Origin of the sequence: Neobacillus sp. PS3-34, from assembly GCF_030915465.1 — a bacterium.
Taxonomy (GTDB): domain Bacteria; phylum Bacillota; class Bacilli; order Bacillales; family Cytobacillaceae; genus Neobacillus_A.
On the sequence record NZ_CP133267.1, the window covers coordinates 2,572,960 to 2,586,407 of the forward strand.

The following is a 13,448-nucleotide window of genomic DNA, read 5'->3' on the forward strand; positions in this document are numbered from 1 at the left end:
ATATTTTCTTGAAACTTAACTGTATATTTTTTTGTAACATTTAAATGAGTGGGATAGACACTAAACTGTACATTTTTTTATAACATTTAATGGGCGGTGAATAATATTGAAAAATGAAAAGGTTAATTTAGAAATAGGTGACTGGGTAAAAGGGGAATCAAAACATGGAGAGCTGGTACATGGTTACATTGAAACTGTCAATCCTTCGCAGGGGACAGTTAAAGTAACCGTAGTAGCCAGTGATAATGTTAATACCATTGGGAAAACAATTGAACTATTAAACAAGGTTGAAAGATTAACGCCTCCTGTTTTTAAAACGGAAGAGGAGGTTAAGAGCATGATTGATTTAGCTTTGTTAATTAAAGATAAAGAATGGTTCATGGAATTAACTGAGATATTGAAATCCCTAAGGATCAATTCTAGTCAGAATCCCTTAACTAAAACGGTTCACTCGCTTAAAGGAAAAAAAATACTGGATCAAGAGAGTAAAAATGAAAGAGGTTAACCCTCGTGAATTACAATGAATATGAAAATGACCTTAAGGCAATATATTAAGAAATAACGTTTATAGATAAACAAGGAATTCAATTCAAATATCTCGTACAGTTCAAGATATATTGAAGTTGTAAAAATTTTTTAGGGAGTGTGTTTGATTATGGTAAATCTATATACGTCACCAAGCTGTACTTCTTGCCGAAAAGCAAAGGCCTGGCTCGAGGAAAATCACATCGACTATATTGAAAGAAATATATTAACTGAACCCCTTACAGAAAATGAGATTAAATCTATACTTCTCATGACAGAAGAGGGAACAGATGAGATTATTTCGACTAATTCAAAAACTTTTCAAGAACTAAATGTAAACATTGAATCTCTTTCACTTCTTGAATTTTATAAACTCATAATTAACAATCCTAAAATGTTACGCCGTGCGTATTATCCAGGACGAAAAAAGATTGCAGATTGGATATAACGAAGAAGAAATTCGCAGTTTTCTACCACGCAGCCTTCGTACATTTCTGAGTATCGAACGACAAAAAGTAGCCAATTAAGATGATTTTCTAGATCAACTTCTATTTAAAAGTAGCTTATTTTAGAGCGAAACGATTTTAATATTTTTTGAAAGGAGACGAAAAAACCATGATTGAAGTGTTCGTTACAGTTAAGTATAAAAATAAAAATTATCACACCAATGTCATTGTTAATAAAGATATGAGCCGTGAAAAAATTAACCTTATAGCAAAAGAACAAGTCATAAAACAATGGGGTGTTTAAACAAAAAGATTCTTAAGCTTAGTATCGATGAAAACAACAACCAAAAGCCCCTTTCTTTTACATGGATATCTCGAATTCGAAGTAAAAGACAACTTCATATTAGCTGCCTAGTATACTGACGATAGGCAACTTAATAAAATGGTGCATTACTTCAAGAAGGAGTATTGCACTTTTTTATTTTAGACTAAGGCTCTTATCGTAAACTTTGTTGTTTCTGTAATAATTTTGCTCACTTAGATACCACTCAAAACTAATACTGGTGTATTCAATGGTACTCGAGTCCGAATCAGAGGGGTTTGGCCTTTATCTCGCTTATGATGACCATTTCTTCCACTTTAGACATGCGTTCCGGTCTTCATCAACCTTATGAAGACCGTTTTCTGCTTCCAAGGCAGGGATTTCGGTCTTCATTGCTCCTTTTGGTATCTTTTTTGATAGGATTTTGCCCATGATCTCCCTTATGAAGACCATTTCTTCAACCTTAGACATGCGTTTCGGTCTTCATTCCCCTTATGAAGACCATTTCTTTTACCTTATTCGGACAGGGTTGATCAAATCAAGGGCAATCAAGTCCGAATAAGAGGATTTCGGAACAAACTCTAATAGTAGAATTTGTCCCAAAACAACAATCCTTGCTAAAAGAGCTTAATAAAATGGTGCATTACTTCAAGAAGAAGTATTGCCCTTTTTTATTAGACTAAAGGGCAAGAAACAGGTGATTTAGGGATTTTGTCGAATTAGGTTCTCTAACAATTAAAATGGAGTGAACCTTATTATGGAATTTATAATAAACAATGAATGTTTTAATAAAGCAATTTCAGATGTAAGTAAAGCTGTGTCTATAAAAACTCCTTTTCCAATCTTGTCAGGTATTAAGATAATTGCAAATAATGATCGCTTAATTCTTGTCGGAAGCAACTCTGATATTGTAATTGAAAAAGTTATTCCATTAACGATTGATGGGGTAAATGTATTGGAAGTTTATGATACAGGTAGTGTAGTTATATCTGCTAAGTATTTAAGTGAAATTGTTAAAAAGCTGCCAGATAAAATACATTTAAAGGTAAACGGACAATTATTAGTTACAATTCAATCTGATGAAATAGTAACCCACCTTTACGGATTTAATTCTGAAGAGTACCCACGTCTTCCCCAAATTGACGAAGCTAAGTGCATTAAAATTCCCAGTATCGAATTAATAGAAATGATTAAACAAACTGCGTTTGCAGTTTCCAAGAGTGAGTCTAGACCTGTCCTGACAGGAGTAAATATGTTATTCAAGGAAAACCATCTTACTTGTGTTGCAACAAATTCCCATCGCTTAGCGTTAAGAGAACTTGAAATACAATCAAATGTAAATGGTTCATTCATTGTTCCAAGTACAGCCCTAAATGAGCTTACTAAGTTAATTGCTAATGAATCTGGTGTAATAGATATTTTTGTAACAGACAGATATATAGTATTTAAATCAACAACCATCTCTCTTTTTTCAAGGTTAATTGAAGGTAATTATCCTAACATTTCAGGATTATTGCCAAATGATTCGAAGACAATCATTACTCTCAACACCAATCAACTATTAAAGGGTATCGATAGGGCTTGTCTTTTTGCAAGTGAATGGAAAAATAACAATGTACATCTCGAAATCCAGGATGGTACTAAAATCCGAATTTCTTCTAACTCATCAGAAATAGGAAAAATAGAAGAACAACAAAGTATTAAAGTGATTAATGGTGAAACCCATTTAAGTATTTCACTTGATGGAAGTTTTTTAATGGATGCCTTAAAAGTAATAAAAGAAGAAGAGATAAGATTAAGTTTTGGTGGTTCAATGAGACCAGTCTTAATTGAACCTATTGATAATTCATCTTATCTTCATCTTATTTCACCTGTGAGGTCATATTAAAAAGACCTGCTACTTATGATTTATGGATAAAGAAAATATCTTTTAAAACAGGGATTAGCGGGCTTGGAAGCGAAAAGATGTAAGACAGTTGAAGGGAGTGATTATACTGAAAAGAACAGTGAATGAAACGGGCTATCGTTTCCTCAAACAGGAATTCAATCATCTAGAAGAAGTCGGCTCCTTGGAGAAAGGACAGGCAGACCGCTTATTGACTCATTATCAAATACGGGAGGCTGTTGTGGTTCCCTCTTCACCTAAACGGTCTATGAATGCCATTCAGATTCTTTTAATCATCGGAGCGGTTTTGATAGGATTAGGAATCCTGAGTTTTGTCGCAAGCAATTGGTCAGGATGGTCACCACTTACAAAATACCTCATCTTACTCATTACATTCATCTTGTTCTTTGTGGCGGGACGTTGGCAGGAAACGAGGAGTCCGAAATTATCCAGAGCCTTGTACTATATCGGTGCCTTCGCTTTTGGAGGGGAGATTGTCTATATCGGGCAGTTATTCCACTTGGGCGGGAATACGGAGAACCTGTTTTTAGCATGGGGGATAGGAGTCATCCCGCTTGCATATTACCTAAAGGACAAGGTAGTGAAATACGCAGGATTTGGATTGATTGAATTATTCGTCCTGACGAAGTTCTTAAACGATGACCACCGTTTTATTTATCTCTTGGTCATTGTGGTGCCATTGTTGGGGTTAGGATTCTACATCAAAGATACATCCATCAAGATGTCGAGTTTAGCGCTTGTGTATCTGTATATCCAGTTGGAATACTTTATGAATCATGATTATTTTGGATACCTCATGCTTGCTATCATTCCACTTCTATTCATTTTTTGGTACAAGGTGATGAAACCGGCACAATATCTCTTATGGATCAACATAGCGGTGCTGTACGAGTACATCCAGTGGGAGTTTGCGGTCAGGGTAAAAGACGGTCATGGTTTCCCAATTGTCTATATTGCCCTTGTCCCAATCCTGTTCTATGCGGGACATCGGTATTTGAATAAATCGGTCATTCTGTTTGTTGTCAACTTCCTCATGGGAATCGAAGCGGTTATACTAACGCTGGATTACTTCGGTGTTCACCATTATACGTTGATGCTCCTCGGGTTCTTTGCTCTTGGGATGTTGATGACCTACCGCCAACATCCAGACTATCAACTCCCAATGAAGATTCTCGGGATGTCCTTACAGTTCTTAACAGGATTTTCCCTGACCTTCCCAAGCGAATGGGGAATCCTTCAAGATAGGGGGACTCAGAGCGGATTATCAGTAGCATTCGGAATCCTGTATGGTATCTACGGCCTTTTTTGGTGAAGAAAGAGAACATCCTTGGTACCGTGTTGGTCAGTATCATCATCTTCCGATACTACGTCGATTTATCCTTCATGTTCCAGAGTAAATCGATTGCCTTCTTAATCGGTGGAATCCTTCTAATTGGGTTGGGCATTTGGTTTGAAAAGAGTCGGAAGAAGGGGGACAGGAAAGATGGAAAATAAAAAGGCACAGCCTATGCGGAGCAAAAAATATTTTCTACTTGTTCTTCTTGTTCCTGTGGCGATTCTACTCAGTTTGACCTTCAAACCGTTAGTGGCAACTCATTACGGTGTCGAGGTTACCCTGCGGACAGAACCTTATGACCCGAGGGATTTATTGTATGGTGATTATGAGGATTTGAACTTTGAAGCGGAATCAGTTCCAGTTAAGCTCTTTGATAGCCATTTGAAAAAGCACTTTAAGATTACCAAGCAGGATGATGATGAATATGCACAATATCTCGGAAAGTCGCTAAGAATTGCTGAACCAACCGTTTATCTGACTCTTGGAAAAAATAACGGAATTGATGAAGTGGTCAGCGTCCACGAAGAGGAACCAAGTTCAGGCGTTTATCTGAAAGGTACGTTGCTAACTTCAAGTTATCGTGACGGAAAAGTGCGGATAGAGCTACCGCTTGACCGTTACTATGTGGAAGAAAACACGGGTAAAGTCTTGGAAGAACAATCGAGGAAAGGAAAACTCCTTGCCAAGGTTGGTGTCTATCACGGCTACCCGATTATCAAAAGTGTCTCAGTGGAAAATAAATAAGAAATTTCCGAAAAGCCGGTGGATTCGGACTTGAATCCCATTGATTTGATCAAACCTGTCTGAATAGACCGCTGATTCGGACACGAAAGCCCTTGATTTGATTAAACCTGTCTGAATAGACCGCTGATTCGGACACGAAAGCCCTTAATTTAATCAAACCTGTCCGAATAGACCCCTGATTCGGACACGAATGCCCTGGATTTGATCAAACCTGTCCGAATAGACCCCTGATTCGGACTCGAATACCCTAGATTTGATCAAACCTGTCTGAATAGACCCTTGATTCGGACTCGAATACCCTAGATTTGATCAAATCTGTCCGAATAGACCGCTGATTCGGACACGGATGCCCTTAATTTAATCAAACCTGTCTGAATAGACCCTTGATTCGGACACGAATGCCCTGGATTTGATCAAACCTGTCTGAATAGACCCTTGATTCGGACACGAATGCCTTTGATTTGATTAAACCTGTCTGAATAGACCCCTGATTCGGACACGAATGCCCTGGATTTAATCAAACCTGTCTGAATTAGCTACTAATTTGAATTCGAGACCTTTGTTTTCACCCAAACTTACCTTGAGTAGCCTCTAAGTGGGCACAAATTATTACAGAAGCAACAAAGGTTACAATAAGAGCCAAAATGAAAAAAAAGCTAACCAGCATGCCCTGATTAGCTTTTTTCTTTGTTATCTTCTGTTGATGCTTGTTCAAATAGTTGAGAAATATAGCCGTTTAATTCAAAACCTTCTTCTTTAGTAAACTCGGATAATGATATGTTATTCTTCCTCAAAATAATCACCTCTTTGAATTTTTGTTCTTGGTCATAGTATTCCCAGTCTATGAACCTCTTAATCATGCAAATTTTAGAAGAGGAAAATATTTTATAAGGATAGTTAGAATTAGGTTTTGAAACAAAAAGAAAAAATGACTGCTTTATCACAGTCATTCATTGTTTCTGTACCATTCATCTAATCTAATTGTTCAAGTGTGTACTATGAATCTCTTTTCGAATCTGGCAATTTAGTTCCACACCAAGGGCAATAGTTTATAGTCAAACTCGATGTTCCGCCATTATGAATTATTAGCCCATATTCATCATACTGTTCAGTGTAATTGATCAATTTATCAGGGCATTCGAAAGGATTCGAGTGTTCTTCGCATTGATTATTAACCTGTCGTGTCATCGTTCGGCAGCAATGATTTTTCATTAGATTTCTCCTTTGTAGTCAAGCACCCGTCAAATAAGAAAAAGGATAGTAACAGCAGTTCAGACCGATTTTACAAAATCGAAAAACGCATCTACTTTACTATCTAGGAAACTAAGTGTCCCTTCATCAGCCAGCTGACCTGTTTGTTCATCAAACTTCTGATTAGCAAAACCAATCAGTACCTCATTTCCACCGGGTGGAAGAATCTTAGCCTGAATACCAGGAGCTGCTAGAATTTCTCGCAAATGCATTTGAGCACGTACGGTTCCGAGCATTCCAGGTGTCACGCCTAGAGCCATTACTGGTTTACCAATGAAAACCTTATCAACCCTAGAAGCCCAATCTAAAGCGTTCTTTAAAACGCCAGGAATAGACCAATTGTATTCTGGTGTAATAATGATAACCCCATCTGAATTTGCGATTGACTCCTTGAATTTCTTTACATCCTCTGTTGGATTGTTTTCTTCGTCCTGGTCAAAATGAGGCAAAGAACGGATGTCTGCAATTTCAATATTCATTTTACCTTTGTAACGTTCTTGCATTGTTTTAGCCAGGTGCATATTATAAGACTCTTTTCTTAGACTTCCTACGATAGTAACAATGTTCATTATTTTTTACCTCCTAGAGTATTGTTAATCCTTTTTGTTCCGGATCAGCACTTATCCCTGTAATCACGGTTTAATGGGGCGCAACAAAACTTTAAAAGCCGTTTGCCTTCACTGGATGTCGTTGTCTAAAAAACGTTGATATATCAACAATATATTGTTTTAACTCATTTTTCAAATATCCTTCTCTCACACCTGCCCCGTTCGTTTAACAAGCATATCAACAAAAATTATTAACTGAGCCTAAATAGTATGTAACTTCTTATTATCAAATTCGTATGAAATAAAGAGGTGGTAATTAAATGGATAAACAAACATTATATGTTTCTGATAACTTTTTTTCAGCGGGTCGAACGGATATATATAATGATTCAAAAGAAAAGGTTGGGGAGATTGACTTGAAAAGTGCGTTCTCTGCTGGCCTGGATGTCCTTAATCTTAATGGCGAGACCATTGTAAGTGGAAAGTTTCCTTTTTTTAGTCGTAGCTGGGTCATTTCTAATTCTTCGGGGGAAGAAATAGGAAAACTGAAAGGGAAATTTGCTTTTTTTTCAAAAAAATATGAGTATCGGACCCATGAAAATCGTTCATATCAAATCGAGTCTGAAGCCTTTTCTAATCTTTATGTCGTTTTTAATGAGAACGAAAGTGAGATTGGTCGCTTTGAGAAAATCAGCGGATTCTTCGCTTCACCTGCATTTCAGTTAACCAGCATGGATGAAGGTATCAATGTGTATGAGTTAATAGCAGTCGTCATGGGCGTAAATGCAATTCAAAAGGCAGCAAGGGCAGCTAGAAATAATGGTGCCCAATAGATTTGAATGTCTAAGTTAATGGCAATTAATAGTAAGGAAATTAGCAATGTCTTAGTCAAAAGGAGGTGAAATTCAATGGTTTTTCGTTCAAAAATAGACACCTATTTTAAAACATTTATTTCTATTATTATTTTATTAATAAGTGCTGTGACACTTATCCCTTTATTCCTTGATGAAGAAGTTACCCCACTCACGATGATGATTGTTTTTTTTATTTTTATTATTTCAGTTGGTTTAATTTTGTGGTCAGCTTTTTCGATTAAGTACATTTTCTATCAGGACCACTTGTTCGTAAGAGGAGGACCGTTTAGAAGTCGAATACCCTACGAAGAAATAACGAGAATTTCACCCGCAAAAGAAATCCTCACAGGTTATCGGCTTTTATCATCAAAAGAGAGTTTTGAAATCTTTTATAAATCAGCCACTTTAGGAAGCGTTAAGATTTCCCCTATGGAAATTGAACGGTTCATTTCTGAAATAAAGCAACGCTGTCCTAATGTAACAATACAAGAATAGATACAAATTCTAAATATGGAACAAAACAATGGGCGGACAATTCCGCATCCCTTATAGACTTTATTTCGTAACCTTCCTTAATAGCAGGAATGGTTATTTTTTTTGCATATTTCACGAACAAGTGTTCTATAATAAAAGAAAGGCTTGAAAGGGGGGATTCTAATGGGGATACGCGATCGCGGTAAAATGAAGTGGCAGTCAGCTTTTTTCATGCCGGAACAAATGAAAATGATTCGAGAGGCAAGAAGAGAGGACTTAAAGGTGAGTAAGCCTATATTAGATGAATACCAAATTGAAGAATTTGAGGAGAAAATCCTTTTGGCGATGGAGTTTGCTAACCAAGTGAAATTGAAGGTATGGGTTGATGGATTTGTTAATGAATATATAGGCTTTTTGCACCGGCTCGATGAATTCAATAAGGTGATTTATTTAGAGGATGAAGATGGAGAAATGAAAAAGGTAAGATTTAGTGATGTTGTAGGTGTACAAGTGATAGGAGAATAGCACATATTTCAACTGCCTTTCTTTATAAAGTCAAGAAAAATATCCCTGTACAGGAATATTATTAATTTACAGTCAAAAAATGCTTTGCGACCTCGAAACTCTTTAAAGGAGTCAAATTTTATTAGAGGTTTATGGGGGAGTACAACATTGAAAGCTATTTCATTAAAGAGAAAACAAAGAATAGCGGAAGTACGCAAGCAAAAAGTGAGAGCACGCAATAAAAAAATGGCTGCTGTCACGATTGCGGGAACAATTTCAGCACTTGTGTTACTGAATGGTAAGGCAGCGGCTTATGGTAAGGATTACACGGTGAAAAAGAGGGATACTCTATACAGCCTTTCTAAAAAGTATCAAGTAAGTATAGATCAGCTAAAAGAAACAAACGCCTTAACATCAGAAAAAATTGTTGTGGGGCAGCGGCTTGTGCTACCTGAACAAGGTAAAACAATGGTGCCAAAATCAGAAGAAATTACGAACCAATATACTGTCCAAAAGGGAGATAGCCTTTTTTTACTCGCAAAAAAGTACGGAATCACTTTAGAAAAATTGAAAAAGATAAATAATATTCAGTCTGATCGAATTAATATAGGGCAGAAAATAGTAAGTGCCTTTGGAAACATCTAACTATGGCGAGGAAGAAAAGTACACCGTTGTTTCAGGAGATACTTTATGGGGAATTGCCAAACGATTTGGGGTAACGGTGGAAAATCTGGCTAATGAAAATGGGCTTAAAAAGGAAATGGTTCTTATTGGGCAACGGTTGATAATACCAGGTGCAGCAGAGATTTCAGAAGTTGAAGTGGTTGGTGCAGCAGACAGCTTTACTGTAGAATTCGAACAACGAGGTAAACCACTCGTTTTAGAAGTGCCATATGGATCGGCTTCCGACTATCAGAAAAAATCGGGACAAAAAGTAACGGTTATCCATAAAAATGGAGCCGTAATCTCTGTATTCTAATCATGTATATAGGCTGCTTTGGCAGCCTTTTGTTTATTCAAATAAAGGAAAGCTTTGCTTCTTATAAGGAAGCAAGGTTTTTTTGTTCGCGTAACTGCCCTGTTAGTGAACAATGTAGTCTTTTTCTAATTCTAAATGGGTCGTTTTATTGAACAAGGAGTTTGACATACTTAGATAGAATATTAGGATAAAACAGGAAAATGAGGAAACTTGAGAATGCAAAATCTGTTTCGTGCAAACTTTTTATATCCCGATGTTGATCGTGATACAAATATTCTAATGATTGGATTTGCTGATGCCGAGTTCAATACGAAGGAATACATACTTTTACAAAAATCATTAGCACCTGGTGAGCAAGATAAGGAGCTAGGATTGGATGAGATTCACATCGAATACAATGATCAAATCCATTCAACCTACGGAGGAATATTAAATGTAGAGTTAAACAATGACTGTATTGAAATAGAACTTGATGATCATACAGCAAGGCAACTACAAACGGGAAAATCAATATGTGTATCTTTCGATAAAAAAAATGAAACGATATTAACTTTAGAAAAAAACTTAACCATAATGTTTCAAGATTATAAAGTCATATTTAAAAGTAAACTGTGATTTTTAAATTGGCTATGTTAAATCTCAGTGTTGATTTAGATACTATGTTGATTGGAGGGCCTTGAGCGGAAATTAATAGGAAAGTTTAATAGAGCTTTTAAATTAAGAGAAGATATTTTAATAAAGCACTCATTTAAATTTTGGATTCCTTAACAAAAGGGGAAAGATTAATGATAAAAGGTCTCTTCAATTGGATTACTCCAGAACAAAAATTTTGGAAATGGTTTCAAGAAAATTCAGATCAATTTTACCAAATGTCAGAAGAGGACAAAGAAGAGCTGTTTGACATTTTACATGTACAACTTCAAAAAATCCATAAAGAGTTGGTATTTGAGTTTCAAGTAGAACCAGATATAGATGGTGTAAAGGAACTAATTATAAGTGCGGATGGAATGAGAGAATTAATTCCGTATGTATTAAAACTTGTAAATATAGCACCAAAACTAAAAAATTGGAAAATAACAGCTTTCCGTCAACGAATGGAAGGAATCGAAATAAACTTTAATGGATTTAGGATTTCGGAGGACACAGTATTATTTACTTATGATTATACTGCAGACAGCAATTTTATTAATGTAAACTTGTTCCTGGAGAACTACGAAGCAGAAATGCAGGGGACTTTGTTTCTATTACTTGATAGTTGTTTGGGTGAATTTAATGTAATGACCAAGTTGGGTTATATAAATTTCGGGGACATTTTAGATGCAGAAGGTGAAACATTACTTCCATTAACCCAACTATATGATTTGGTAAAAGAGATTAGATAATCAGTGACTCAAAAAGAATTTCTTAAATGACAACTAATATATAGTGGGCGGAAAACTGTTGGACTATCTTTGATTTAGAAAAGAACATAGGTGAAAACAAAAATGGTTTAAGTGGAAAGTGGCTGTCATTGATGTAGCTTTTTTTACTAATGAAACAGGATAGTTCAACATTAAATGAGATAAAAGCATCGTAAAGGGTGGCTATTCAAATGGAAAATTGGATTGAATTATCTGCATTAGATTATAAAGAGGTATGGGATAGGGTATATGGCCAATTTAAATTTAAACCAAGTATGTCAGTCTTTCCATCTTTTGAAGTGCCAAAGCCTTTTATTATTTATGATGTATCCTCAAATTTAAATTGGTCTGGAGATTTTGTTTATAAAGACTTAGAGGAAAAGTCACTACTTGCTTTTCGAGAGCTTATCAAAAAGAATGAATACATGTATGCGTTAGATTGGCAGCATCCAGGTTATTGGATAAACCCGTATTTAGAATTTCCAAAAGATGAGTTTGATGAGTGGACAGTACCTATTTTTCCAAACGGCGACTATTACTTTTTTATTCATAGGGATTTTGAATGGGGATTATTAGGACACCCTTGGGAAAGAACAATCACTATTTTTGGAAAAGAGCTTATAAAGGGTTTTGAAAAGCATAAACCGATAATGTTTCAAAAGATATTGTGCCAAGGTTAATTTAAAACTTAAAAGATTCATTTGAGATGTAATAGGGTGGTATTGCAATCTTTTTTCTTTTACGATTAACGGAACACGTGGTATAAGAAAGAAACGGTCCATCTTGTATAAGTGCGAATCAGGAATATAGTTATCTTTACAATTTAAGGAACTTGCCGATATTAAAAGAAAACAAAAAAGTACAGTCAGAAGATTAGATGGAGTATGTTACTTGAATAATTCCTTAAGTAATTACAAAAAAATTTGCGTTCCCTTCCGACTATGACGAAACAAAAAGGAAATATAAAAGCGACAAATTCAAACGAGCACACAGATAGTAATGAAAAAACGAATGGGTGAATGGATATTAAAATTCTTTTTATTTGCAGTAAAAATAAGTGGCGGAGCCCAACGGCTGAGAAGGTTTTTCATAAATTTAATGGGTATGACGCAAGATCAGCGGGTACAGAAGCTGGTGCCAGAATAAAAGTGACGGACGGTCATATAGGCTGGGCGGATATTATTTTTGTGATGGAAAAAAAGCATATGAGGCGTTTGAAGGAAAAGTTCGGAATGGCCGCTTTCTGATAAAAAAGTATGGAACTTAGATATTGCTGACGACTATCTTTATATGGACGAAGAGCTGATAGAGATTTTAAAGGCAAGAGTTGGTGAGTATATTGAGGTTCCGGAATAATAGAATAAAGTTAAACGAACAATGATCGTCAATGATGGCGATCTTTTTATTTTGGCTATTTTCCAGGGAAGAAGAAACATCCAGATAATTTCCAGGTGACAGGCACCTTCCAATTTCCATCCAATTAAAAATAGTATCGGCCCCACCTTCGCCGAATACCGTGATAGCCCCGCTTGCTACCCTGCCTGCTTTCTATATTACCTAGAAATTATTACTAAATTGCGTCGTTTTCATTAAAAATGATTAAAGAATTATTAAAAATTGATGTAGTTTTACGGCAGGATAGTAGATTAATAATATGGAATATATTACTACCGGAATAAGGGGTGTGTACATGCAGATTAGAAACTCTGTAAAAGCTGTTTTAGTTGAAGGGGATAAGATTTTATTAACAAAAAATTTAGATGACGAAGGGGAGTTTTATCTTTGCCCTGGCGGCGGCAGGAGCACGGAGAAACATTTCACAACACCCTGCTAAGAGAATGCATGGAAGAGATTGGGCAAGTAGTGGAAATTGGAGAACTTATTTTTATTCGTGAATACATCGGTAAAAACCACGAATATGCCGCCTCCGATTTTAATGCACACCAGGTGGAGTATTATTTTGCCTGTAAAACAAAAGGTACCAACATACAACCTATTAATCCTGATCGTTATCAAACTGGTATCGAATGGGTTCCTATTAAGGACTTAATGGAAAAAAGATTGTATCCAAAAGAAATGAGAAAATATCTTATCAACCATTTCAATGGTGAAAAAACTCCGATTTATTTGGGAGATATAAATTAAAACCTTACTATTAG

The 13,448-nt window shown here is 35.9% G+C and carries 19 protein-coding genes and 2 pseudogenes; 18 read left to right on the forward strand and 3 right to left on the reverse strand.

The window, feature by feature from the left end; translation table 11 throughout:
• Window positions 1–106: 106 nt before the first annotated feature.
• From RCG23_RS13325 to RCG23_RS13335, 3 genes and pseudogenes are all read left to right on the forward strand, one after another.
• On the forward strand, window positions 107–505 hold the full coding sequence (locus tag RCG23_RS13325) for an IDEAL domain-containing protein (protein WP_308176080.1): 399 nt from the start codon (window positions 107–109) through the stop codon (window positions 503–505).
• Window positions 506–655: 150 nt separating this feature from the next.
• Window positions 656–1,052 (forward strand): annotated as a pseudogene (gene spxA / locus RCG23_RS13330) (transcriptional regulator SpxA).
• An 88-nt stretch (window positions 1,053–1,140) separates the two neighbouring features.
• A complete protein-coding gene (locus RCG23_RS13335) occupies window positions 1,141–1,275 on the forward strand; it encodes a BA3454 family stress response protein (protein WP_308176081.1) in 135 nt (44 codons plus the stop codon).
• A 312-nt stretch (window positions 1,276–1,587) separates the two neighbouring features.
• Here the strand turns inward: RCG23_RS13335 and RCG23_RS13340 are convergent, their stop codons facing one another.
• Complete coding sequence (locus tag RCG23_RS13340) at window positions 1,588–1,764, reverse strand: hypothetical protein (RefSeq protein WP_308176082.1); 177 nt, start codon at window positions 1,762–1,764, stop codon at window positions 1,588–1,590.
• A 286-nt stretch (window positions 1,765–2,050) separates the two neighbouring features.
• Between RCG23_RS13340 and dnaN the strand changes: the two genes are divergently transcribed.
• From dnaN to RCG23_RS13360, 4 genes are all read left to right on the forward strand, one after another.
• The gene (gene dnaN / locus RCG23_RS13345; protein ID WP_308176083.1) at window positions 2,051–3,181 is read left to right on the forward strand and encodes a DNA polymerase III subunit beta; all 1,131 of its coding nucleotides are present in this window, start codon (window positions 2,051–2,053) and stop codon (window positions 3,179–3,181) included.
• A 97-nt stretch (window positions 3,182–3,278) separates the two neighbouring features.
• Window positions 3,279–4,511, forward strand: coding sequence for a DUF2157 domain-containing protein (locus RCG23_RS13350; protein ID WP_308180057.1), 1,233 nt, complete (start codon window positions 3,279–3,281; stop codon window positions 4,509–4,511).
• Entirely contained in the window at window positions 4,508–4,693 is a 186-nt protein-coding gene (locus RCG23_RS13355; protein ID WP_308176084.1) for a hypothetical protein, read from the forward strand. The genes RCG23_RS13350 and RCG23_RS13355 overlap by 4 nt, the downstream gene beginning before the upstream one ends.
• Window positions 4,683–5,279 (forward strand): GDYXXLXY domain-containing protein, encoded by a 597-nt coding sequence (locus RCG23_RS13360; protein WP_308176085.1) that lies wholly within the window; start codon window positions 4,683–4,685, stop codon window positions 5,277–5,279. Before RCG23_RS13355 ends, RCG23_RS13360 begins: the two co-directional genes overlap by 11 nt.
• Window positions 5,280–6,275: 996 nt before the next feature.
• Here the strand turns inward: RCG23_RS13360 and RCG23_RS13365 are convergent.
• Complete coding sequence (locus RCG23_RS13365) at window positions 6,276–6,491, reverse strand: DUF6980 family protein (protein WP_308176086.1); 216 nt, start codon at window positions 6,489–6,491, stop codon at window positions 6,276–6,278.
• A gap of 59 nt (window positions 6,492–6,550) precedes the next feature.
• The gene (locus tag RCG23_RS13370) at window positions 6,551–7,099 is read right to left on the reverse strand and encodes an NADPH-dependent FMN reductase (protein WP_308176087.1); all 549 of its coding nucleotides are present in this window, start codon (window positions 7,097–7,099) and stop codon (window positions 6,551–6,553) included.
• Between the two features lie 299 nt (window positions 7,100–7,398).
• Between RCG23_RS13370 and RCG23_RS13375 the strand changes: the two genes are divergently transcribed.
• The 11 genes and pseudogenes from RCG23_RS13375 to RCG23_RS13425 all read left to right on the forward strand — a co-directional run bounded on the left by RCG23_RS13375 (window position 7,399) and on the right by RCG23_RS13425 (window position 13,434).
• The gene (locus RCG23_RS13375) at window positions 7,399–7,911 is read left to right on the forward strand and encodes an LURP-one-related family protein (protein ID WP_308176088.1); all 513 of its coding nucleotides are present in this window, start codon (window positions 7,399–7,401) and stop codon (window positions 7,909–7,911) included.
• 75 nt (window positions 7,912–7,986) lie between these two features.
• Complete coding sequence (locus RCG23_RS13380) at window positions 7,987–8,427, forward strand: PH domain-containing protein (RefSeq protein ID WP_308176089.1); 441 nt, start codon at window positions 7,987–7,989, stop codon at window positions 8,425–8,427.
• A 162-nt stretch (window positions 8,428–8,589) separates the two neighbouring features.
• Window positions 8,590–8,931 (forward strand): YolD-like family protein, encoded by a 342-nt coding sequence (locus RCG23_RS13385; protein ID WP_308176090.1) that lies wholly within the window; start codon window positions 8,590–8,592, stop codon window positions 8,929–8,931.
• A gap of 147 nt (window positions 8,932–9,078) precedes the next feature.
• Window positions 9,079–9,555 carry a LysM peptidoglycan-binding domain-containing protein gene (locus RCG23_RS13390; protein WP_308176091.1) on the forward strand — a complete coding sequence of 159 codons (477 nt, stop codon included), beginning with the start codon at window positions 9,079–9,081 and terminating at the stop codon, window positions 9,553–9,555.
• Window positions 9,536–9,889, forward strand: coding sequence for a LysM peptidoglycan-binding domain-containing protein (locus tag RCG23_RS13395; RefSeq protein ID WP_308176092.1), 354 nt, complete (start codon window positions 9,536–9,538; stop codon window positions 9,887–9,889). The genes RCG23_RS13390 and RCG23_RS13395 overlap by 20 nt, the downstream gene beginning before the upstream one ends.
• Window positions 9,890–10,105: 216 nt before the next feature.
• Window positions 10,106–10,504 carry an Imm10 family immunity protein gene (locus tag RCG23_RS13400; RefSeq protein ID WP_308176093.1) on the forward strand — a complete coding sequence of 133 codons (399 nt, stop codon included), beginning with the start codon at window positions 10,106–10,108 and terminating at the stop codon, window positions 10,502–10,504.
• A 170-nt stretch (window positions 10,505–10,674) separates the two neighbouring features.
• Window positions 10,675–11,271, forward strand: a complete 597-nt coding sequence (locus RCG23_RS13405) for a hypothetical protein (protein ID WP_308176094.1) — start codon at window positions 10,675–10,677, stop codon at window positions 11,269–11,271.
• Between the two features lie 209 nt (window positions 11,272–11,480).
• Window positions 11,481–11,969, forward strand: a complete 489-nt coding sequence (locus RCG23_RS13410; protein WP_308176095.1) for a DUF2716 domain-containing protein — start codon at window positions 11,481–11,483, stop codon at window positions 11,967–11,969.
• A 345-nt stretch (window positions 11,970–12,314) separates the two neighbouring features.
• Window positions 12,315–12,645, forward strand: a pseudogene (locus RCG23_RS13415) (low molecular weight protein tyrosine phosphatase family protein).
• Window positions 12,646–12,979: 334 nt separating this feature from the next.
• Window positions 12,980–13,123, forward strand: coding sequence for an NUDIX hydrolase (locus RCG23_RS13420; RefSeq protein WP_308176096.1), 144 nt, complete (start codon window positions 12,980–12,982; stop codon window positions 13,121–13,123).
• Between the two features lie 8 nt (window positions 13,124–13,131).
• Entirely contained in the window at window positions 13,132–13,434 is a 303-nt protein-coding gene (locus RCG23_RS13425; protein WP_308176097.1) for an NUDIX hydrolase, read from the forward strand.
• The last annotated feature ends 14 nt before the right edge of the window (window positions 13,435–13,448 follow it).

Coding starts and splice junctions, on each gene's coding strand:
- RCG23_RS13400 (WP_308176093.1), top strand. CDS start 10,106: ATGCAAAATCTGTTTCGTGCAAACTTTTTATATCCCGATGTTGATCGT.
- RCG23_RS13360 (WP_308176085.1), top strand. CDS start 4,683: ATGGAAAATAAAAAGGCACAGCCTATGCGGAGCAAAAAATATTTTCTA.
- RCG23_RS13425 (WP_308176097.1), top strand. CDS start 13,132: ATGGAAGAGATTGGGCAAGTAGTGGAAATTGGAGAACTTATTTTTATT.
- RCG23_RS13335 (WP_308176081.1), top strand. CDS start 1,141: ATGATTGAAGTGTTCGTTACAGTTAAGTATAAAAATAAAAATTATCAC.
- RCG23_RS13420 (WP_308176096.1), top strand. CDS start 12,980: ATGCAGATTAGAAACTCTGTAAAAGCTGTTTTAGTTGAAGGGGATAAG.
- RCG23_RS13385 (WP_308176090.1), top strand. CDS start 8,590: ATGGGGATACGCGATCGCGGTAAAATGAAGTGGCAGTCAGCTTTTTTC.
- RCG23_RS13375 (WP_308176088.1), top strand. CDS start 7,399: ATGGATAAACAAACATTATATGTTTCTGATAACTTTTTTTCAGCGGGT.
- dnaN (WP_308176083.1), top strand. CDS start 2,051: ATGGAATTTATAATAAACAATGAATGTTTTAATAAAGCAATTTCAGAT.
- RCG23_RS13370 (WP_308176087.1), bottom strand. CDS start 7,099: ATGAACATTGTTACTATCGTAGGAAGTCTAAGAAAAGAGTCTTATAAT.
- RCG23_RS13340 (WP_308176082.1), bottom strand. CDS start 1,764: ATGTCTAAGGTTGAAGAAATGGTCTTCATAAGGGAGATCATGGGCAAA.
- RCG23_RS13365 (WP_308176086.1), bottom strand. CDS start 6,491: ATGAAAAATCATTGCTGCCGAACGATGACACGACAGGTTAATAATCAA.
- RCG23_RS13405 (WP_308176094.1), top strand. CDS start 10,675: ATGATAAAAGGTCTCTTCAATTGGATTACTCCAGAACAAAAATTTTGG.
- RCG23_RS13410 (WP_308176095.1), top strand. CDS start 11,481: ATGGAAAATTGGATTGAATTATCTGCATTAGATTATAAAGAGGTATGG.
- RCG23_RS13380 (WP_308176089.1), top strand. CDS start 7,987: ATGGTTTTTCGTTCAAAAATAGACACCTATTTTAAAACATTTATTTCT.